The organism is Mucilaginibacter daejeonensis (assembly GCF_020783335.1).
In the GTDB taxonomy this organism is placed as follows: domain Bacteria; phylum Bacteroidota; class Bacteroidia; order Sphingobacteriales; family Sphingobacteriaceae; genus Mucilaginibacter; species Mucilaginibacter daejeonensis.
This window is the reverse complement of record NZ_CP086068.1, coordinates 3,736,857-3,757,996: the sequence shown is the minus strand read 5'-3', so window position 1 is coordinate 3,757,996 and position 21,140 is coordinate 3,736,857. Positions and strand designations below refer to the sequence as shown.

Annotated in this window: 18 protein-coding genes; 6 read left to right on the top strand and 12 right to left on the bottom strand. The window is 50.3% G+C overall.

Features of this window, described 5'->3' with window-relative positions; all coding sequences use genetic code 11:
• Positions 1-566: 566 nt before the first annotated feature.
• Positions 567-1,502 (bottom strand): glycoside hydrolase family 43 protein, encoded by a 936-nt coding sequence (locus LLH06_RS15990; RefSeq protein ID WP_228170297.1) that lies wholly within the window; start codon positions 1,500-1,502, stop codon positions 567-569.
• Positions 1,503-1,818: 316 nt separating this feature from the next.
• Here LLH06_RS15990 and LLH06_RS15985 point away from each other — a divergent pair, with 316 nt between their 5' ends.
• Genes LLH06_RS15985 through LLH06_RS15970 form a run of 4 tightly spaced genes read left to right on the top strand, consistent with a single transcriptional unit; the run spans position 1,819 to position 5,861 of the window.
• Entirely contained in the window at positions 1,819-3,174 is a 1,356-nt protein-coding gene (locus LLH06_RS15985) for a Gfo/Idh/MocA family protein (protein ID WP_228170296.1), read from the top strand.
• Positions 3,175-3,178: 4 nt separating this feature from the next.
• Positions 3,179-4,216, top strand: a complete 1,038-nt coding sequence (locus LLH06_RS15980) for a DUF6807 domain-containing protein (protein ID WP_228170295.1) — start codon at positions 3,179-3,181, stop codon at positions 4,214-4,216.
• Positions 4,217-4,223: 7 nt separating this feature from the next.
• Entirely contained in the window at positions 4,224-5,093 is an 870-nt protein-coding gene (locus LLH06_RS15975) for a sugar phosphate isomerase/epimerase family protein (protein WP_228170294.1), read from the top strand.
• A 12-nt stretch (positions 5,094-5,105) separates the two neighbouring features.
• Entirely contained in the window at positions 5,106-5,861 is a 756-nt protein-coding gene (locus LLH06_RS15970) for a 3-keto-disaccharide hydrolase (RefSeq protein WP_317206684.1), read from the top strand.
• A 75-nt stretch (positions 5,862-5,936) separates the two neighbouring features.
• Here LLH06_RS15970 and LLH06_RS15965 read toward each other — a convergent pair whose 3' ends face one another.
• A complete protein-coding gene (locus LLH06_RS15965; protein ID WP_228170293.1) occupies positions 5,937-6,728 on the bottom strand; it encodes a response regulator transcription factor in 792 nt (263 codons plus the stop codon).
• Positions 6,710-10,000, bottom strand: a complete 3,291-nt coding sequence (locus tag LLH06_RS15960; RefSeq protein ID WP_228170292.1) for a ligand-binding sensor domain-containing protein — start codon at positions 9,998-10,000, stop codon at positions 6,710-6,712. Before LLH06_RS15960 ends, LLH06_RS15965 begins: the two co-directional genes overlap by 19 nt.
• Before the next feature lie 204 nt (positions 10,001-10,204).
• Between LLH06_RS15960 and LLH06_RS15955 the strand changes: the two genes are divergently transcribed.
• On the top strand, positions 10,205-11,254 hold the full coding sequence (locus tag LLH06_RS15955) for an FAD:protein FMN transferase (protein WP_228170291.1): 1,050 nt from the start codon (positions 10,205-10,207) through the stop codon (positions 11,252-11,254).
• The gene (locus tag LLH06_RS15950; RefSeq protein ID WP_228170290.1) at positions 11,247-12,449 is read left to right on the top strand and encodes a Gfo/Idh/MocA family protein; all 1,203 of its coding nucleotides are present in this window, start codon (positions 11,247-11,249) and stop codon (positions 12,447-12,449) included. The genes LLH06_RS15955 and LLH06_RS15950 overlap by 8 nt, the downstream gene beginning before the upstream one ends.
• A gap of 74 nt (positions 12,450-12,523) precedes the next feature.
• On the opposite strand, the gene LLH06_RS15945 is transcribed toward LLH06_RS15950, so the two are convergent.
• From LLH06_RS15945 to LLH06_RS15905, 9 genes are read right to left on the bottom strand one after another with little or no spacing between them, the layout of a single operon-like run.
• Entirely contained in the window at positions 12,524-13,270 is a 747-nt protein-coding gene (locus LLH06_RS15945) for a 3-keto-disaccharide hydrolase (RefSeq protein WP_228170289.1), read from the bottom strand.
• 50 nt (positions 13,271-13,320) lie between these two features.
• A complete protein-coding gene (locus tag LLH06_RS15940) occupies positions 13,321-14,193 on the bottom strand; it encodes a sugar phosphate isomerase/epimerase family protein (RefSeq protein WP_228170288.1) in 873 nt (290 codons plus the stop codon).
• Positions 14,194-14,220: 27 nt separating this feature from the next.
• The gene (locus LLH06_RS15935; RefSeq protein ID WP_228170287.1) at positions 14,221-15,105 is read right to left on the bottom strand and encodes a hydroxypyruvate isomerase family protein; all 885 of its coding nucleotides are present in this window, start codon (positions 15,103-15,105) and stop codon (positions 14,221-14,223) included.
• Between the two features lie 35 nt (positions 15,106-15,140).
• Complete coding sequence (locus LLH06_RS15930; protein ID WP_228170286.1) at positions 15,141-16,397, bottom strand: nucleoside permease; 1,257 nt, start codon at positions 16,395-16,397, stop codon at positions 15,141-15,143.
• A 6-nt stretch (positions 16,398-16,403) separates the two neighbouring features.
• Entirely contained in the window at positions 16,404-16,853 is a 450-nt protein-coding gene (locus LLH06_RS15925; RefSeq protein WP_228170285.1) for a c-type cytochrome, read from the bottom strand.
• 10 nt (positions 16,854-16,863) lie between these two features.
• Positions 16,864-17,916 (bottom strand): sugar phosphate isomerase/epimerase family protein, encoded by a 1,053-nt coding sequence (locus LLH06_RS15920; protein WP_228170284.1) that lies wholly within the window; start codon positions 17,914-17,916, stop codon positions 16,864-16,866.
• A 3-nt stretch (positions 17,917-17,919) separates the two neighbouring features.
• Complete coding sequence (locus LLH06_RS15915; RefSeq protein ID WP_228170283.1) at positions 17,920-19,071, bottom strand: Gfo/Idh/MocA family protein; 1,152 nt, start codon at positions 19,069-19,071, stop codon at positions 17,920-17,922.
• 17 nt (positions 19,072-19,088) lie between these two features.
• Positions 19,089-19,661, bottom strand: coding sequence for a gluconate 2-dehydrogenase subunit 3 family protein (locus tag LLH06_RS15910; RefSeq protein WP_228170282.1), 573 nt, complete (start codon positions 19,659-19,661; stop codon positions 19,089-19,091).
• Positions 19,662-19,694: 33 nt separating this feature from the next.
• Complete coding sequence (locus LLH06_RS15905) at positions 19,695-21,125, bottom strand: Gfo/Idh/MocA family protein (RefSeq protein WP_228170281.1); 1,431 nt, start codon at positions 21,123-21,125, stop codon at positions 19,695-19,697.
• Between the last annotated feature and the right edge of the window lie 15 nt (positions 21,126-21,140).

Below are 21,140 nucleotides of genomic sequence, written 5' to 3'. Positions count from 1 at the left end.
ATTAGTAGTGCGAAGCACACTCGACACGCGTGCGCCAGCACAACGAGAATCACGTTCAATTCCCCTCTTGAGAGGGGCAGGGGTGTGTTTCTTAAAGCGATGAGCTGTGTATGAGACCGCCGTGCTAACGCTATCTCGGCGAATGAGCGCCACGAGCGACCAGTGACTCGCCTTTGTTTGACTTGCCACTTTTTTGATGGGATGCCGAGAGGCTTCGGCATGACCTGTTGGATGGTCGTTGTCCTCCGCAGAGATGGCTTCGTGCCTCGCCATGACGGGGTGGTGAGACCGCTCGGACTACTCCTTCATGGTGTGCTGCCTCAGCCTGCTTCGTGTATTGATATCTGTTACATTCCTATAACAAAATTCCCCAACATTCCCCACTTTTTGGCATTACGAAATTCGTAAAAACCCAACTTTTTCCAGAAAAAGCATACAAAAGAGCGAAATGTAACACCAGATGTAACACGGAAACACCAAAATGTAACAAGCCGAACGTGTATCATCGTGTCGCAAGTTGACCTTTAAGGTAACTTAGCGGCCATCAATCACCAAAATGGCAATGATCATTTTGCGGCTTCTGACTCCAGATATCTGAAGCTGCCAGGAACCATTGTAAATTGGCCGTTGTTTAAGCGGAGCTTAACGATGGCGGTCCGGCGTTTCTCTACCTGGTCGTTGCTACTATGCGTATGCAACACATACCAAAGTTGTCCTTGCTTGTCGGTAAATACATCGCCGTGGCCGCTGCCGTTGCGATCGGTATTGCTTCGGCTGATGATCGGGTTGGCGGTAAAGCGGGTCCAAGGCCCGGTTGGCGAAGGAGCGGTGGCATAACCTACCGCGTAGTCGATGTTTCTGAAATCATTGGCAGAGTAAAATAAATAGTACAGCGCACCTATCCTGGTCACGGTAGGCCCTTCTGTCACTGGCCATTGGGCGTTGGCCGTGTTCTCCCATGTCGCTTTGGCGCTAATGCATTCCACGCCAGATGTATCGGCCACATCGCTCAGGTCATCCTTTAAATGGCTAACGAATATGCGGTTACCGTTCTGTAAACGCACATGGTATAGGTAAAAACGGCCGTCTTGGTCCTTAAAAACAAAAGGGTCGATCTGCCGGCCGCCCATGCTAACAGGGCGTATTGTCGCTTGTTTAAAAGGGCCTAATGGGCTATCACTGCTGGCAATGGCAATGTGCTCGTCAGCGGTGTAAGCCATAAAATATCGATCTTTATTCTTCCATATCTGCGGCGCCCAAAAGCCTTTGGTGCCATAACTATCGCCTTTGGTGAGTGCCAGTTGAGTATGCGGCTGCCACTTCACCAGGTCGGTTGAGGTGTACACCGGGAAGCCGTTCGCACTGCCCGTACCGTATAGGTAGTAGGTGCCATTCTCTACAAAAATGGTCGGGTCGGCCAGCCTGATACCACGGTCGGTCGTTTGGGCTAACGACATTATTGATAGGAGGCAAAAGGCAAGTGTATATAGGAAATTCTTCATGGTCAAATGAGTGTGCTATCACAACTTTGCAGCGTGTGTTTTGGCTGGTTGGCACCAAAGGTATGGGAGCGGGCAGGCGTTGCTTGTTCATTATTTTGTCGATTCGTCTCAAAATGCTTTGCTGGCTGATCGTGTGTTTGCAACATTGCCTTGTAGTTCAGTTATTTACATCAAAACTTTATTTAGGTGCTGTGTAACATTTACCTTGTAAAAGGCTGACAATGTCACTTTATCTTCGATATTTGAGACCGGGCCCTGCCTACGGCACCGGCCCAGCCAATTACAGTTGCACAGCAATAAAAACCTTTATACTAAAATGGAGAACTCTCGTCGTAAATTCATCACGCAGGCGACCATAGCCAGCGCAGGTATCATGCTCAGCAAGACCAGCTGGAGCGCCAAAAGTTATAAACGCATCATTGGCGCTAACGACCGCGTAAGGGTGGGCGTGATCGGTTTTTCTGACCGTCACCGCAGCTCGCACATGCCATGCTTCATGAATCATTATAAAGAACTGAACTTCGAGATAGTGGGCGTGTCTGACATCTGGAAAAAACGCCGTGAGGAAGGCGCTGCCATGTGGAAAGAGAAAATGCAGAACGACGTGAAGGCCTACCGTAACAACGAGGAACTTTATGGCAGCAAAACGGTAGATGCGGTATTCATCAGCACTGCCGATTTCCAACACGCACTGCATACCATAGAGGCCGTAAAAGCCGGTTGCGACGCTTACGTTGAAAAGCCTTTTGCCGAGACGATGGATGATAATAAGGCCGCGCTGAAAGCGGTGCGTGAATCGAACAAGATCGTGCAGATCGGTTCGCAACGCCGTAGCGGCTCTAACTACCATGCCGCTAATGATTTTATCAAGTCAGGAAAATTTGGTCCGATCACTATGGTAGAGCTGACCTGGAACGTGAATCAACCCGGCCGCTGGCGCCGCCCAGAACTTTTGAATGTACTAAAAGAGCAGGACACCGATTGGAAGCGCTTCCTGATGAACCGCCCGTTTGAAAAGTTCGACCCACGTATCTACTTAGAATACCGCCTGTTCTGGCCTTACTCGTCAGGTTTACCTGGCCAGTGGATGAGCCACCAGATCGATACTGTGCACTGGTTCACCGGCTTAAAACATCCACGCAGCGTAGTGGCCAATGGTGGCATCTACCAATGGAAGGATGGCCGCAGGAACTGGGATACCATCATGGCCGCTTTTGATTACGGACCACTTGATGATAAGAGCAAGGGCTTCCAGGTAACCTTCGGCTCACGCATGCACAATGGCGATGAGCACCCTGCCGAGATCTATTACTCCAACGGTGGCGAATTGAACCTGATCACCAACAAGATATCGCCTAAAGGTGGTTTGACCGCAAGGGCGGCCGCTGCCATGGGCATGCAAGCTAATTTACTGCCTGAGATCGCGCTCGATAACTCTGAGCAAGCCGTAGCATCAGCCAACACTGGCGGCGATAAGCTGACCTCGAACCACGTACGTAACTGGATGGAGTGTGTGCGTAGCCGCAAGCAGCCTAATGCCCCTGTTGATGCTGGTTATAGTCACAGTATAGCGAACATCATGACCACCGCAGCTGCTCATACTGGTTCGAAGGCCACGTTTGACGAGAAGAGCCAGGAGGTTATGGTGAATGGTAAGGTATTCAAATACTAACGCTATGGCAAAAAGCTGGATACTGACCTGTTGCCTGCTGGCGGCGGCTGCAACTACAGCAAGCGCACAGGATGCAGAGGTCACCATCAAACGGAACGATCAGCAAAAGAAGGTGGACGTGATGATCGGGGGCGAGCCCTTCACCACATTCATGTACCCTGATACACTGGAGAAGCCGACCCTGTACCCGATCGCTACGGCCAATGGCACCACCATTACCCGTGGCTTTCCGTTGAATCCTAAGCCCGGCGACCCGACCGATCATCCGCACCACATCGGGTTATGGTTCAACTTTGAGAACCTGAACGGGCTGGACTTTTGGAATAATTCGTACGCAATACCTCCCGCCAAAAAAGACCAGTACGGTTGGATACGCACTCAAAAGATCACCGAAGCTAAAAGTGGTCGTAAAGGCATATTAGCTTACATGGCCAACTGGACCGATAAGGCCGGCGACGTGATCCTGACCGAGAATACCCGTTACGAATTCAGCGGGATCAACGGTCAACGTATCATTGACCGGGTCACCACACTGAAGGCCGTTAAAAAAGCGGTTTTCAATGATGCCAAGGACGGTATGCTGGGGCTGCGCCTGGCACATGAGCTGCAAATGCCTACAACCAAGGATGAAAAATTTGCCGATAGCAAAGGTATCGTTACCGTCGTAAAGGGTGGTACCGATAAGGTTCCTACCGGCATGTACCGTACCAGTGAAGGCAAAATGGGGGATGCCGCCTGGAGCACCCGCGGTGTTTGGTGCGAGGTGTATGGCAAAATGGGTAACGATTCGGTAACCGTGGCCATGATCGATCACCCGGGTAATCCCAATTATCCTACCTTTTGGCATGCCAGGGGTTATGGATTGTTCGCGGCCAATCCACTGGGCGAAAAGATCTTCACCAATGGCGCATCTGCCAAGAACCTGACCCTTGAACCCGGCCAGTCGGTCACCTTCAAGTACAGGGTAATAGTAAGCAATGGCAACAGGGCTTTGACACCAACTCAATTGAACGCCGAAGCCAAAAGCTTCGCCAAAAAATGATCGATCTATGAAAAAGCTTTTATATAATACTTTCTTAATGCTCCTGGTGATCAGTGGCTCGGCCGACCTCACCAAAGCGCAATCGGGCAAACTGCTGTTCCCCGAAGCACCGGGCATCGTATCATTCACTTATCGTAACAACTTTGCAAAGGATGTTCCGGGTACGCTGGATATGATCAAGGGCAATGGCATAACCGATATCGAATTCTCGAACCTCTTTGGTCAAAAGGCTGAAGACCTGCGCCGCATGCTCGACGAGCGTGGTTTGAAATGTTCATCGTACGGTGTAAGCTGGGAAGCGCTGACCGGCAAGACGGTCGAGGTTGCGGCTGCCGCCAAGGCGCTGGGTGCACAATTCGTACGTGTGGCCAACATACCGCATACCAAGGGTACGTTCACTTTGGAGAACGCCACCATGGCGATCAACGAGTTCAATCGGGTGGGCAAGATCTTGAAGGATCAGTACGGCCTCGAATTCATTTACCATAACCACGGCTTTGAATTTGAGCCTTACCAGGGCGGTACCTTTTATGATCACATCGTTAAAAGCACTGATCCCAAATACGTGAGCTTCGAGCTGGATATACTTTGGGCATTTTTCCCAGGTCAGGATCCTGCCAAATTGTTGGCTACCTACCCCAAACGTTACCGTGCGTTGCACCTTAAAGATCTCAAAAAAGGCGTAGCGGGCAACAACTCAGGAGGTACCGATCAAAATAATGACGTGGTGCTTGGCACCGGACAGATCGATATACCGGCCGTGATCAAAGCAGCTAAAAAAGCCGGAGTAAAGCATTATTACATAGAGGACGAAAGCAGTTCCTCAATTGAGCAGGTGCCTCAAAGCATCAAGTACTTGAATTCGTTGAAAAAATAGACATAAACAATAATGATGAACTTAACTAAATTCATGAAAGTGTCGGGCCTGGCAGTAGCTCTATTCGCTGTATGCAGCTCGGCCAACGCACAAAATACACTGACCGCTAAGGAAAAGAAAGAAGGCTGGAAACTGCTTTTTGATGGTAAGGATAGCAAAGGCTGGCGCAGTGCCAAGGCCGATACCTTCCCTAAGTCATCCAAAGGTTGGATCATTAAGGATGGTACCATGACCATTCAGGCCACCAACGGTGCTGAATCGCAAAATGCAGGCGACATTGTTACCGTGGGCGAATACGGGCCTGCCTTTGAACTGGCATTCGATTTTAAACTGACCCGTGGTGCTAACAGCGGTGTCAAATACTTCGTTACCCTGAAGGAGAACTCAGGTGCATCGGCTATTGGACTGGAGTACCAAGTGTTGGATGATGAAGTACACCCCGATGCCAAGTTGGGCCGCGACGGTAACCGTACTCTGGCCTCGTTATACGACCTGAAGACCTCTAACAAGACCGGTGCTACCAAACCGATCGGCGAGTGGAACAGCGGCAGGGTGATCGTTTACCCTAACAACCATGTTGAACACTGGCTGAATGGCAAGAAAGTGCTGGAATATGAGCGCGGATCAGAAGAGTTCCGTAAGCTGGTACAAATGAGCAAGCATAAGATCTGGAAAGATTTTGGCGAGGCTAAGCAAGGCCATATCCTGTTACAAGATCATGGTAACGAGGTTAGCTTCCGTAATATCAAGATCAAAGAGCTTAAATAAGCTGAGCTGATCAATTTGAAATAGAAAGGAGCTGCCGGAGATTCTCCGGCAGCTCCTTTCTATTTATGGTGATAACTATTCTTTTGGTCGCTCCAACGAATTGGCATATTCTAACGGCGAAAGCTTAAAATACTTTTGAAAATTACGGGTGAACAAACTCTGTGAACTGTAACCCACCATTTTCGCGATCTCGAATAAGGTGTACTCGTTCTGCGCGATCAGTTTGGCAGCCTTTTTCAAGCGGGTAAGGTCGATCAGTTCTTTGGGCGATAGGGAGGACAATGACCTAACTTTACGATAAAAAGTGGGACGGCTCATGTTCATATGGTCAGAGAGTTTGTCAATGTCCATACTGGTATCCTTAAGGTTCTTGCGAATGTATTCGTCCAGCTTCTTCAAAAAGGCCTCATCGGTCTTGGAGTGTGCCATCACTCTCACATCCTCAAAAGGCGAGCTTGCAAAATGATCTTTGATCTTTAAACGGTTCCTAAGCAGGTTGGCGATCTGGTGCTTCAGCAACTCTGGTGAGAATGGTTTTTGTACATAAGCATCTGCGCCTACTTCCAAGCCTTCAATATGAGCGGCATAGGTGTTTTTGGAGGTAAGCAAGATGATGGGGATATGGCACAGGTCAACATTGGATTTGATCAGCCTGCACAGTTCGAAACCATCCATGCCCGGCATCATAATGTCAGATACGATCAGGCTGATCATCTCACTGTTCAGTATTTCCAAAGCCTTCTCGGCGTGTTCGGCCAGGTGAAGGGTATAGGTATCGCTCAATACCTCTGATAGGAAGTCAAGGATGTCCTCGTTGTCGTCAATTATTAATACGTGGTCGGTCATATTCATTTGATCTTTTTCCAACTGCTTAATTTAAATTCAAATCGTTGATGCACAGGCAGTCTCAGCTCAAAGGTGGTGGCGTTGTGGCGGTTCTCGGCTAGTACCAGCGAGCCATTGTGCAACTCTGCCAGCGAGCGGGCCAGCGCCAGGCCGATCCCGGTGCCCTGCCGGTCATTACTGCGTAGCCTGAAAAACGGCTCAAATATCTTTTCGCGGTACTCGTCGGGTATGCCCTTGCCATCATTGGTGCAACGGATAACGAATTCTTTCTCGGCTTGGTCAATGTCGGCAAGGGTGATGGTGGCCAGATGGTCGGCGTATTTCACCGCGTTAGATATCAGGTTGCTCGTGATCTTGATTAGGGCCTCACGGTCAACAAAAGCCATAAGCGGTTTGCTGGGGAGTTGCAGATCCAACTTGATGCCACTTTTGGCGGTCGACTCTTCAAAGGCCAGTACCTGTTCTTTCAACAGCTTGGCCACGTCGGTATCCACAAAGTTGAGGCCGAATTGGTGCATCTCCGTTTTTCTGAAATCCAATAGCTGACCGGTAAGTTCCGTCAGGCGCCTGGCGTTCTTTTCGATCAGCAGCAAGCTCTTTTTAAGGCTTGGCTGCTCTGCTTTTTTGATCAGCCACTCGATCGGGCCAACGATCAATGTGAGCGGTGTTTGTATCTCGTGAGCTATATTGGTAAAGAACTCGATCTTGGCCTGGTATATCTCCTTTTCCTTTTCGTGTTCAAATAGCTGTAGCTTGCGCTGGTTGCGGCGGTCGAGGTAAAGGTGATAGTTGCGCACCGTTATGATCAACCCTGCGATCACGATCAGCGTATAGATCACGATCGCCGTATTGGTCTTCCACAAGGGGGGGAGTACTTTGATGTATAAACGGCGCTCTTTACCCGTCCAACTGCCCGTATTGCTTTCGGCCCTGACGATGAAATCATACTCGCCCGGTGAAAGATCAGTGAAGTAGGCCTTGCGGTTACTATTCAGGTAGGTCCAATCCTGGTCAAGGCCCTTCATTAGATACTTGTAACGCGTTACCTGGGGAGAAGAATAATTGAGCGAGGCGAACTCGATACTAAAATTGCTTTGCTGATGCGTCAGTACAATGGTGTCGGTGAACAATATCGAACGTGAAAGCGGACCCTGTTCATCATCAGGCACTTGCTCCTTATTGTTGATCTGGAAACCGGTGATATAGGTAGGCGGAGGTGCTTCCTTTCGGTAGAAAGCCGCCGGATCAAAGGCGATCATGCCTTTTACCGATCCAAAGTACATCTTACCCTTTGCGTCTTTGAAGGCCGAGTTGTAATTGAACTGATCGGTGAGCAAACCGTTCGATTGTGTGTAAGTGACCGATCTGTTGGTCTTGAGGTCGAAGCAGGCCAGGCCGCGCAATGTACTTATCCACAAATGTTTAAAACCATCCTCCTGCATGCTGAAAAGCACGTTGCTGGGCAAGCCATTCTCGGTGGTGAAGCGCTTGAAGGTACGCAGATCCGCATTCAGCCTGATCAGGCCGCCGCCTTCGGTAGCGAACCACATGGCGCCGTCGCTATCCTGCAAAATGTAGCGCACCGCAAATTCGTTCACATAGTGGTCATTGACCTTTACGCCAAAGTGTACATTGCCTTTTTTACCCGTTTTGGGGTTGTAATAATAAGTGCCTTGCGAAACGCTGCCGGTCCATATATTGCCCTGCGCGTCCTCCTCAATATGGTATACGTAGGAGTTATAGGGAATCTGCTGAATGCGTTCGAACGTGCGTTGCTTACGGTCATACTTGAAAAGTCCCGAGCCGTTATAGGCTGTCCCGATGAGCAGAGTGCTGTCGCGGGTGAGATGGATACTATGGATGAAGTCACTTACGTGGTCATCCTTGTTGCCAATGTATTTGAACCGATCGGTGATCTTGCCGGTACGAATGTCCATGATCTCCATGCCATGTAAGAACGGACCGATGAAGAGCTGATCACCTACCGCCAGCAATCCATGTATGTTGTGGTATGATACGTCGGTTTTATTACCGTTGTAAGTGTAATTGGTGAACTGGCCTGTGGCCGGGTCCAGCTTATTGATACCCGCGTCCTCGGTGCCGATCCAAAGCTTGCCATTGTGGTCTGAGCAGATCTCGCGCACCGCATTACCCGATATGGAGTTAGAGCCGGCCTTTGGGTAATACTTTTCAAAACGTGCATTTTCTTTGGAGTAATAGTTCAATCCGCCAAAAAAGGTGCCTGCCCACATGCCGCCGCGGTCGTCCTTTTGCACGGTGTACACTGCGTTGTCATTGATCGAGAAAGGGTCGTCGGCCCTTTTCCTGATGTTGCGGCTGGTGTTGTTCAGGAGGTCGTAAATGTAGATGCCGTCCTCGGTGGCTACCCAGTATTCATTTTGATCAGCAGCGGTGATGTCACGCACATACGTCTCGGTGTCGCTTTTATCGGTAAGCGCTAAAGACCTTACTTTACGAGTGGCCGGATCATAGATCTTTAGCCCTTGCTTAAAGCAACCGATAAGTGCTTGCCCATTCTGTAACGGATATATCTTGCTGATGGATCTTAATGTAGCCGGGACGTTGGTGCTGATCAACCGGGCGCTCTGGGCCGTTCTGGCACGAGGCGAATAAATGGTAAGCACGCCATCATCATCGGCCAGCCAAATGTTCATTTGCTGATCTACCGCCATGCAGTTGGCCCGCAAGGGCGTTTGCGTGATCTTCTTGGCCCGTTGGTCGTACTTGTAAAGGGTATGATCACCCAAGAACCAAAGTTCATCGTGCTGGGCCACCAGCAAGGCCCTGATGAAGGTTTGCGGCGCGATCGACAGCAGGTCGAGCTGCTCGGAGTAGGGGTCGTACCTGAAGATACCTTTCCCGGTACCGATCCAAATAATGCCCTTGCTATCCTCGGCCAGTACATTGATCACGTTATTGCCAATGTTGCCCAGTTCTTTGTTCTTGTCCTTAAGCGTTTTAAAAGTATATCCATCAAAGCGGTTGAGTCCGCCACGTGTACCGATCCAAAGCAGTCCTTTGCTGTCTTGAAGTATGGCCGTCACCGAGTTATGCGACAGGCCGTCATCTACCTGGTAATGTTTAAAGTAGAAGGACTGCGCACGAGCAGTGAACGCCCAGGCAAATAACAGCAGGTAAATAAAAGCTGAACGCAGAAATAGGTGCATGATCGGTAACTCCAAATATATCAAAAACGCGTGGTAAGCCTCGTGGGCCGGTGTTGTAAAAGGCTGCCGGTCAAGTGTACTTTCATTGTTACAATTGGCGCTCATGAGCTTGAAAGCGCGTTTTTAGGCATGCCGTTATATAAAAATGATACAAATCGACAAAAGATCGATCAGTTAGCGCAAAAAGCGGCTGCTTATTTTGCGACAGCAGGATGCCGCCATTTGTGGTTGAGCAACTAAATAACGATCTTTCGTCACGAGGCAGCACCAGTTCTTGTGGTGAGGCCCTAACCTAAGTGAGTGATCATCATGTTGAAAGGCGATCTTATTGGCGGCGGCCGGGGTAGGGTAATGGCTTTATTGGCCCTTATGCCCTTGCTGGCTTTTACGCTGCCTGTGAGCCGACCTTTACAACGATATGAGATCAGCGGCTTTGCTCAGGGCACCACATACCACATCGTTTATTATGCGGCGAATGCGGTGGTGAGCAAAAAGCAGGTAGATGATGAACTGAAAAGCATTGACCGGTCAGTATCGTTATACCTGCCTACGTCGCTGATCTGCCGGTTCAATGGGTCGGTCAAAGGCATCACTATCGATGAGCCGTTTAGGGTGCTGGTCAAAAAGGCATTCGAGATCAATAAGGCCACGGACGGTGCAGTAGATGTTACCGTTAAACCTTTGGTAGATGCCTGGGGGGCTGATATTACAAAGAGCGGCCGGTTGCCGGATAATGCGCAGATCAAAGCAGTGCTTGCCCATGTAGGCATGCACAAGATCAGGCTGGAAGGCAACTTCCTGCACAAGCTTGACCCCAAGGTGCAGCTTGACCTTAACGGCATAGCACAAGGCTATACCGCCGACCTGTTAGGGCGTTTGCTGCAAAGCAAAAAGGTGAGTAGCTACATGGCCGAGATCGGTGGTGAACTGCGTGTGAAAGGTACTAAGCCTGATGGCAAGCCGTTCAGTATCGGTGTGGAGGGCATCAGTGGTAATGATCTGATGCCTGAACCTTTCCGCAAGGTGATCGGCCTTACTGATGGTGCGGTCACCACCTCGGGCAACTATCGTAAATACGTGGAGGCAGGTGGTAAAAAGTTGTCGCATATCATCGACCCACGTACCGGGCACCCGGCCGATAATGAGATGATCAGCGTGACAGTGCTCGCCAAAGATGGCATCACTGCGGATGGTATCGATAATGGCTTTATGGTGCTTGGACTGAAAAGAACATTAACATGGATAGCTAACCGAACAGATATGGGCGCTTACATCGTTTACCGCAAACCGGATGGTACGGTGGCCGATACAGCGACCCAGGTGTTCACTAAATATTTGTATACAGATCAACATGAATAGAAGAACTTTTGTGAGGAACGGCGGGATAGCATTAGGTGGCCTGTACCTCAGCACACAAGATACATTTGCTTTACCGGCCGACCGCGTGATCAAAGTGGGCGTTATCGGTTGTGGCGATCGTGGTAAAGGGATCATCCGCGTGATCGAAGAGATGCCCGACAAATTCAGCGTAGTGGCCGTGTGCGACGTGTTGGATATGCGGCTGCGTGAGGCACAAAAGATCTCAAAAGCCTCGCAATTTAAACAGTATACCGACCATCGCAAGTTGCTTGATGACAAGGCCGTAGAGGTGGTGGTGATCGCTGTGCCGCTCAATATGCACTACCCTATAGCCGTAGATAGTTTGAAGGCTGATAAGCACCTGTACCTGGAAAAAACGATGACCTACAACGTGCAACAGGCACTTGATCTGGTGAAACTCGTTAAAAGCCGGCCTAAGCAGGTGGTGCAGGTAGGTCATCAATACCGTTATTCGCCGCTTTATTACCGCGTAAAGGAGATGATCAACAAAGGTTATTTAGGTAAGATCAGCCAGGTAGACTGTCGTTGGGACCGTAACGCCAATTGGCGCAGGCCGGTGCCTGACCCATCACTGGAGCGGCAGATCAACTGGCGCATGTACAAAGAATATTCGGGAGGATTGGTAGCCGAATTGCTGTCACACCAGGTCGACTTCATTAACTGGGCATTTGATACGCACCCTGATGAATTCATGGCTACGGGAGGCATCGATGTGTTCAAGGATGGGCGAGAGACCTACGACAATGTACAAGTAGCTTTGCGTTACAATGACCAGAACATGGTAGGCAATTTTGGTGCTACCTGCGGTAACAGCCGCGATGGTTACCTGTTCAAGATCAAGGGTACCAAAGGCACAGTATCCTTACTGACAGACCAGGGAATGTTCTATCCCGAGAAGAGCCTCATCAAAGAAAAAGGTCTTGTTGACGGGGTCACCGGCGCGACCCGTATCACCTGGGAAAAGGAGGGAGGCACATCCATCCTCCCCGAACCCACAAAGGACGGTACCTGGTATGCCCTGAACGACCTTTACAAGACCATAGGAAGTGGCAAGCTACCCGATTCGAACGTATACACCGGTGCTAAGACCGCTATATGTGTCCATCTGGCCAACCAGGCCCTGTATGGTCAGGAGATCGTGCGCTGGAAGGATGCCTATAATGTTGGTTCATAACCAGTATTGATAAAAGAGAAAAGGCCGGATGTTATTAACCTCCGGCCTTTTCTCTTTATAGTCAGATCAAGCGATTACAACTCCCTGATCCAAATGTTGCGGAAGCTGATCGGTTCGCTTTTATCGCCATGAGCCTGTAATTTGATAGGCGCCTTGCCATGTTTTACCGAGTACGAAGGTTTGCCAATGTACTGTGTGGGGCCCATCAGGGTAGTATTGTTCTGAACGATCACACCGTTCCAGATCACGGTCACTGTGGCCGGGCGTTTCACGGTGCCGCTTTCCTCAAATTCAGGAGCGTTCCAGATCACATCATAGGTTTGCCATTGACCGGGCTCGCGCGACGGATTCACCAACGGTGCGAATTGCTTGTAGATACTGCCGGCCATTCCGTTCACGTAGGTCTTATTATCATATGAGTCTACGATCTGCAACTCATACCCCGGATCGCCTTTACCTAACGAGGCCAGGAACACACCGCTGTTGCCGCGTGCTTGCCCTTCGCCGGTAATGTTTGCCGGTATCTTCCACTCCAAATGCAATTGGTAACTACCGAACATGCGCTTGGTCTCGATGTTGCCGGCCTGCTTATTCACCACTAATGCATCGCCATCAACCTTCCAGTCGGCAGGTTTGTTGCGGTCGGCGTTGGATACCCACTCATCCAAACCCTTGCCGTTGAAAAGGATCACAGCATCAGATGGAGGGGCCACCATGGCATGTGCCTTGCCCACATTTACTTTGGCAGGCACAGGTGTCCAGGTTTCGGTGTCCTGAGGTTTCGCATTTTGCTGTGCCTCGGCATTTACGTAAAGAGCCATAGCTGCAACGCTTAGTAAAAAAGATCTTGTGTGCTTCATATCTATAAGGCTTAGCTCAACAATTTATCTAATAAATAACGGCAGCTTTGGGTGATGCTCACGAACGGGTCTATCTTGAAGTTCTCTTGCTCAACAATGTAGTGTTTGATGCCTGCCACCTTGGCTTTAGCAAAAATGGCTTTAAAGTTAACAGCGCCCGAACCCACCTCGGTGTTCAGTTTGTTATCTTGCTTATCCATATCCTTTACGTGTACCATAGTAAAACGGCCAGGGAAACGCTCGAACCATTTCACAGGGTCATGGCCGGCACGTACCACCCAGTAAAGGTCCATCTCAAAATCTACCATTCCGGGCTTAGTGCCTTTTAATAGTGATTCATACAAGGTCACACCTTCTACCGGGATCAGTTCAAAATCATGGTTATGGTAGGCCATCTTCAATCCGGCCTTTTTGATGTGGGCAGCGGCAATGTTAACCTTCTCTACGATGTTCTTGATGTCGGCTGCGGTTTTGCGGTATTTAGCATTGATGTAAGGCATGGTCACGTAGGTATGGCCCAATACTTTTGCCGCTTCAATGGCATCGTTCACCTCATCAGGGCTGCCGGTCTCCAGCAGTTGGTCCATGCCGTAATGGCCGCTCGGCGACTTTAGGCCATGCTGATCAATTAAAGCTTTGAACTCGGCAGGGGTAAGGCCCCAAAAGCCTTTGGCTTTGCTGTAGCCATAAACCTCTACCTCTTTGTAACCGGCCTGAGCCACTTTGGCGATCACGCCTTTAACATCAGCAGGTAATTGCTGGCGCAGGGTGTACAACTGCAGTCCGGCCACGTTATTGCCTTTTGCCATAAGCAATTTGGGCAGTATGGCCAGGCCCGCGCCTACCAATCCTGCCTGTAATATAAATGTTCTTCTGTTGGTCATGTTCGACGGTAATTTGGTCAGGGATGCTTATACATCACAGATCTGTATACATTTTTTTAATGAACTCAATTTATCCTTCGCGGTAGGAACGAACTCCTGTGCAACGAAGCCTTTATAACCTGTGGTCAGTATGGCACGCATGATCGCCGGGTAAAATAATTCCTGTGTCTCATCTATCTCGTGCCTGCCGGGTACGCCACCAGTATGATAATGTGCTATGTATGGGTGGAAATCTTTAATGTTGGTGATCACATCGCCCTCATCTATCTGCATGTGATAGATATCATAAAGCAATTTGAAATTCTCAGAGCCTAGTTTTTTACAAAGTTCCGCACCCCACCAGGTACGGTCGGCCTGGTAATCTTTATGATTCAGCTTGCTGTTCAGCAACTCCATCACCAGCACCACTTTGTGCTTTTCGGCCAATGGCATCAGTTGCTTTAGGCCATCCACACAGTTTTGCCAGCCTTCCTCATCACTTTTGTTGCGTTTGTTGCCGCTGAAGCAGATCAGATTGGTATAACCGGCCTTAGCCACCAGCGGGATCATCTCGCTGTATTGCTTGATCAGCGTGGCATGGAACTTTTTATCGTTAAAACCATCTACCAGGTTGATCTCGGCACCGTTACACATGGATGAGTGCAAACCGTACTTTTTAAGCGTGTCCCATTCGCGCGGACCGACCAGGTCGATACCCGTAAGACCTAATTTTTTGCCTTCGGCGCAAAGTGTTTCGAGTGGGATATCCTGGTAGCACCAGCGACAGGCTGAGTGGTTGATGTTGCCTTTGAGGGCGGTATTCTGTTCGGTTGAAGTGGCCATAGCATTTATGTTACCCAGCATGCCGGTAGCGGATAGTGCCGCTGTACCGGCAACTATGTTCTTGATGGCTGATCTGCGGTCGGTGCTCATATTAATTGAGAGGGGATCTAAGTAAAATAGTTTAATTATAAAGGGTCGGGTGTAGCGTTCAGGTTGCGTGGTAGCTCAGTATCAGTGGCCAATTGTCCGGCTTTGTTGCGGTCCTTGAACAACAACAGGAACAGGATCAGAACCACTGCCGCAATGGCTGCCGGGATCATCCAGATCTGTTGCCAGTTGTGGCCTGTGGCGGTCTTGTGTGCATCAACGATAGGACCCGACATGACGAAACCTACCAGCATACCCACACCATAAGTGGCCAGCGTGATAAAGCCCTGTGCCGCGCTTTTAAATTTTTCGCCAGCCAGTTCATCAGTGTAGATCTGACCCGTAACAAAGAAGAAATCATAACAAATGCCATGCAGTACGATACCCGCGATCAGCATCCAGTAATTGGTCTCGATATTACCGTAAGCGAACATCACATAACGTAGCACCCAGGCCAGCATACCCACAGCCAGCATCTTTTTGACGCCCAATCTTTTAAAGAAAAGTGGCATCAGCGCCATGAACACCAGTTCTGACACCTGCCCGAAAGCTTGCTTGCCGGCGGCACCTTCCATGCCTGTTTCGTTCAGGAACGGGTTGGTGAAGTTGTAATAAAATGCCAACGGTACGCAAATGGCCACCGATGCTAAAAAGAATACCAGGTACGAACGGTCTTTTAAAAGGCCGATGGCATCCAGTCCTAAAATATCGCGTACTGAGGTAGCGCTTCCTTTTTTAAGCGGTGGTGTGGCAGGTAGTGTGAAGCTGAATAGGCCAAGCACCAATGATGCGGCAGCAGCGGTCTTGAAGGTCAGATCCAACGTGCCACTTTGTTCCCAACCTAACCAGCCAATAGCGAAGCCGGCTACGATCCAGCCCAAAGTACCCAATACCCTGATAGGAGGGAACTCTTTGCTTGGGTCGGTCATTTGCCTGAACGAAATAGAATTGACCAGAGCCAGCGTTGGCATGTAAATGATCATGTAGGCCAATACGTAGGGGTAGAACGCACCAAAGTCAGGTGCGGTAGAGCAGCACCATAACATGACCGCACCCACGATGTGTAGTACGCCTAATATCTTTTGTGCCGAAAAGTATTTATCGGCGATCAACCCAACAATGAAAGGTGCAACTATCGCGCCTATTGATTGCGTGAGATAGGCCACACCCACCTCGGTTGCATTGGTGTTAAGTCCTTTAAGCAGGTAGGTGCCAAGCGTAACGAACCATGCGCCCCAGATAAAGAACTCCAGGAACATCATGGTCGATAACTGGATCTTGATCCTTGTGTTCATAAGCTGCTATTTAACGGTCAGTATGTATTTAACCATTTCCTTGGCGTCATCGGCGCTTAAAGCAGGGTGGGGCGACATGGGCACATCGCCAAAGCTGCCCGAGCCACCTTTAATGATCTTATCGGCCAGTTTGTCAATATCATCCTTTTTGTATTTGGCCGCTATCTCGGCGTATGATGGGCCCACTAATTTATCGTGCTCTTTGTGGCAGCTCAAACAGTCTGACGAGGCGATCAAATTGGCACCCTTAGACTTGGTGGCCACGCTGGTGGCCGTGTTCTCGGTACCTATGCTGCCGGTGGTATCTTGCGCGGCGTTCGGGTTTTGGGCCACCGCGTTCTGATCAGTGGCGATGGTGGTATCGGTGCTGATCTTGTCTTCTTTTTGCGAGCCGCCGCAGGCCGCCGCGAACAGGCAGGTAGCGGTAACAGAGAGTATGATGAGTGTCTTTTTCATGGTCGGTAGGTTATAGTCCTAATATTTTTTTATTGATCGAGGTGTCAGTGCCTGATGAGGCAAAATCGTCAAATACGTGGTCGGTCACGTGGATGATGTGGTCGGCAATGAATTTGGCGCCTTCGCGGGCACCGTCTTCCGGGTGCTTGAGGGCACATTCCCATTCCAGCACGGCCCACCCAGGGAAATCATATTGAGCCATCTTGCTGAAAATGGCTTTGAAGTCCACCTGGCCATCACCCAGTGAACGGAAGCGCCCAGCACGATCAATCCAATTCTGGTAGCCACCGTAAACGCCCTGGCGCCCGGTAGGGTTAAATTCGGCATCCTTCACGTGCATCATCTTGATGCGTTCATGGTAGATATCGATATGGTCCAGGTAATCGAGGCATTGCAGCACATAGTGTGATGGGTCGAACAGCAGGTTGGCCCGCTGGTGCTGGCCTACCCGGTCCAGGAACATCTCATAAGTGATACCGTCGTGCAGGTCCTCGCCAGGGTGCAGTTCGTAACACAAATCGATACCGCATTCCTCGTATACATCAAGGATGGGTGTCCAACGGCGGCCCAACTCGTCAAAAGCTTCTTTCACCAGGTCGGCGGGGCGTTGCGGCCACGGGTAAATGAAAGGCCAGGCCAATGCACCACTAAAGGTCACGCTGGCTTTAAGGCCAAGGTTCTGCGATGCTTTGGCGGCATACTTGACCTGTTGCACGGCCCATTCCTGGCGTGCTTTAGGGTCGTTATGCAGATGCTGAGGAGCAAAAGCGTTAAATAGTTCGTTATAGATCGGGTTAACGGCCACTAATTGACCTTGTGTATGGGTCGATAGTTCGGTTATCTCCAAACCGGCCTCATTCACGATGCCTTTGATCTCGTCGGCGTAATCCTTGCTTTCGGCCGCTTTCTGTAAGTCGATGAAGCGCGGATCACCGGTAGGGAGTTGCAGGCCTTTGTAGCCCAAACCTGCTGCCCATTGCGCAATGGACCTTAGATCGTTGAACGGAGCTTTATCGCTTATGAATTGGGCTATGAATATGGCTGGTCCTTTAATGGTCAACATAGGTTAGATGGTAAATGGTGTCCACTTTTGTTCAGATCGGCCAGAGGCGATCACATTCTCGATGAAGGCCATGCCGCGTACGCCTTCTTCCACACCAGGGAAGTCGAGCATTGCAGCGGTAGGTTCTTCCTTTTGCTCCTTTGCTTTCACGGTAAGCGCAAAGTTGCGGTACAGGTTAGCAAAGGCTTCCAGGTAACCTTCGGGATGACCCGATGGGGTACGGGTATTGAACTGAGCCGTGGCTGATGTATACCCACCGCCGGTACGCCATATCTCCGCAGGCTTGTCCAGGTAACGCACGATCAGCGAGTTGGCATCGTCCTGTTGCCATTCGAGGCCGCCTTTGTCACCGTAAACACTGATCTTCACATTGTTCTCGGCACCAGCAGCTATTTGTGTGGCAGTGATCACGCCGCTCGCACCACTGTCAAAGCGGAGTAGTACGGCACCATCATCATCCAGTTTACGGCCGGGCACCACGGTATTGATATCAGCACACAGGTGGCTTACCTGCAGGCCGCTCACATATTCGGTCAGGTTAAACGCATGGGTACCAATGTCGCCCATAGCTCCGGCAATGCCGCTTTGCGATGGGTCGGTGCGCCATGAGGCCTGCTTGTTATCATCGCCCTCGGCAAAGGTGCTCAACCATCCCTGTGGATATTGGGCATATACTTTACGCACCTGGCCTATATGGCCTGCGGCCACCAGCTCCCTGGCTTGTTTCACCATTGGGTAGCCGGTATAAGTGTGAGTAAGGCAAAGTAACTTGCCGCTGCTTTTCGCCACGTCGCGCAATTCTTTGGCCTGCTGTAGTGTCAGCGTCATGGGTTTATCCAATACCACATGGAAGCCACTTTGCAGCGCCAGTTTGGCTGGTTCAAAATGTACGTGATTAGGGGTAACGATGCTGATCACCTGCACACGAATATCTTCGGGCAGTTGTTGTTCTTTTTCGATCAGCTCCTGGTAAGTGCCATAAACGCGTTCATCACTGATGCCCAGTGCTGCACCGCTGGCCTTTGAACGTTCGGCATTGCTGCTGAACGCACCGCATACCAGTTCATACTCATCATCTATACGGGAGGCGATACGGTGTACGGCACCTATAAAGGCACCTTGACCGCCGCCGATCATTCCTAACTTTAACTTCATAAGCAGATGTATATCCTTTAAGCGAGTGCCCAGGCCTTATCGCCTTTACGGTACGGGTAATCACCGTTGTATTTGCTCGGCACCGGCAGGTAACGTTGTGCCTTGGTGCAACCTATCTCAGAGGTAAAATAACCGAACAGCGTCAGCTGCTTGATCATGGTGAAATAATGGTTAGGAGCATCTTTCTCCTTCTTTTTGCTGTAGGCAGCCTGTTCCTTGTCCAGGTCGATCAGCAGTTGGGTACGCTGGTCAGGCTCCGCCTCCATAAAGTTGCGGTCAAATTTCTTTTTGCAGGCGTCGTTAAGTTCATTAACGCCTTTTTTGAATACTTTTTGGTCTTCCTCCTCATAGCAGTCACGCACCATCTTGGCCATAAAGCCGCCTACATCGGCAGCTTTGGCGCCCGGTGTTTCGGTACGTGGCAAAATGGTTTCGGCAACCTCGTTCAAAAAGGCAACGGTGTCCTGGTCAAAAAGGTCATCGGTGTTCACTGATCCGCCGGGCTTGCAGCCCGATAGCAGGAACTCGGCTCCGATCACGGTACCGCCCAGCAACAGGGCCACGCGGTTTATAGCTTCTCTTCTGTCCATAATATCATCGATATAATTCAGGTCAATAGATCATTATACTTTCAGGTCCCAGCCGCTGCGGTAATTACGCTTCACGTACTGGTTCACTGCATCAAAATTGGTCACTTTCATGGCACTGTTGTCCCATTCGTATTTGAATTGCCCGCCCGGCAGGTCATGTCCCCTAACGGCCAGGTTGGCCATTAGTAAGGCCTCCGTAAGCGGACCAGCCACCTCGAACGGTGAGCTCAGTTCCTGTTTACCATAGCCGGCCAAACATGCCTCCACCCATTGGGTGTAATGGCCGTTGGAACCGCCCGGTACACGGGCCCACTTTTGCGGAGCCTTGGCCTGCTCGGTCAACGATTTTGGTAAAAGCGTTGGTGCGGTAGAGTAGGTGCTGGCATACATTTTTCCTTTGGTGCCGATGAACAGCGTACCGTTGCCTTCTTCGCCGCCCCATTTTTCGTTCGGGCCTAACTCGTCAGGGCGTTCGGGCTGGATACCGCCGTCCATCCAGTGCAGGGAGATGTCGCCCTTCGTTTTGCCGGTCTTAGGGAAGGTAAGGGTAACGTGGCTCGATGGCGGGCAGCTTTCAGGGAACACGCCTTTTTTAAATTCATCAACGTAAACGCTGCCCACGCTCGACTGTACTGATTTGACATATTTGAGGTCAAGAACGCGGAACGGAGCCTCGATGAGGTGGCAACCCATATCGCCCAGTGCACCGGTGCCATAATCCCACCAACCACGCCAGTTGAACGGTACCAGTTTATCTACATAAGGCTTGTAGGGTGCGGTACCCAGCCAAAGGTCCCAGTCCAGTTCTTTAGGGATGTTGCCGCCTGTAGATGGCCAGGCAATGCCTTGCGGCCATACGGGGCGGTTGGTCCAGCAATACACGGTGTGCACATCGCCGATCAAACCGGCATCGTACCACTCCGACAGTAACCGGGTACCGTCATTAGATGCACCCTGATTACCCATTTGTGTGACCACCTTATATTTTTTGGCGGCCTGGGTAAGCATGCGGGCTTCCCAAATATCGTGGGTAAGCGGTTTTTCAACATACACATGCTTACCCAGCTGCATAGCATGATAGGTAATGATCGCATGGTTATGATCGGGCGTAGCCACCGATACCGCATCAATATGTTTATGCTCTTTGTCGAACAGCTCGCGCCAATCCTTGTAATATTTAGCCTTCGGGAACTTTTTGACCATGTTGGCCGCACGGCGGTCGTCAACATCGCACAGGTAACCGATCTCGGCCTTGCCACTTTTGTAAAAATTGCTGATGTCGGTCTCACCCTTGCCTCCTGCGCCTACGCCGGCGATCACCAGCCGGTCACTCGGGGCTACGTAACCACGGCCCCCTAATACATAGCGGGGCACGATCATGAAGCCGGCGGCGGCCAGCATACCGGTCTTTAAAAAGTCGCGGCGGGAGGTGATCCCTTTTTTTTCTTCCTCGTCGTTTTTCATGGTATCAGCGTAAAT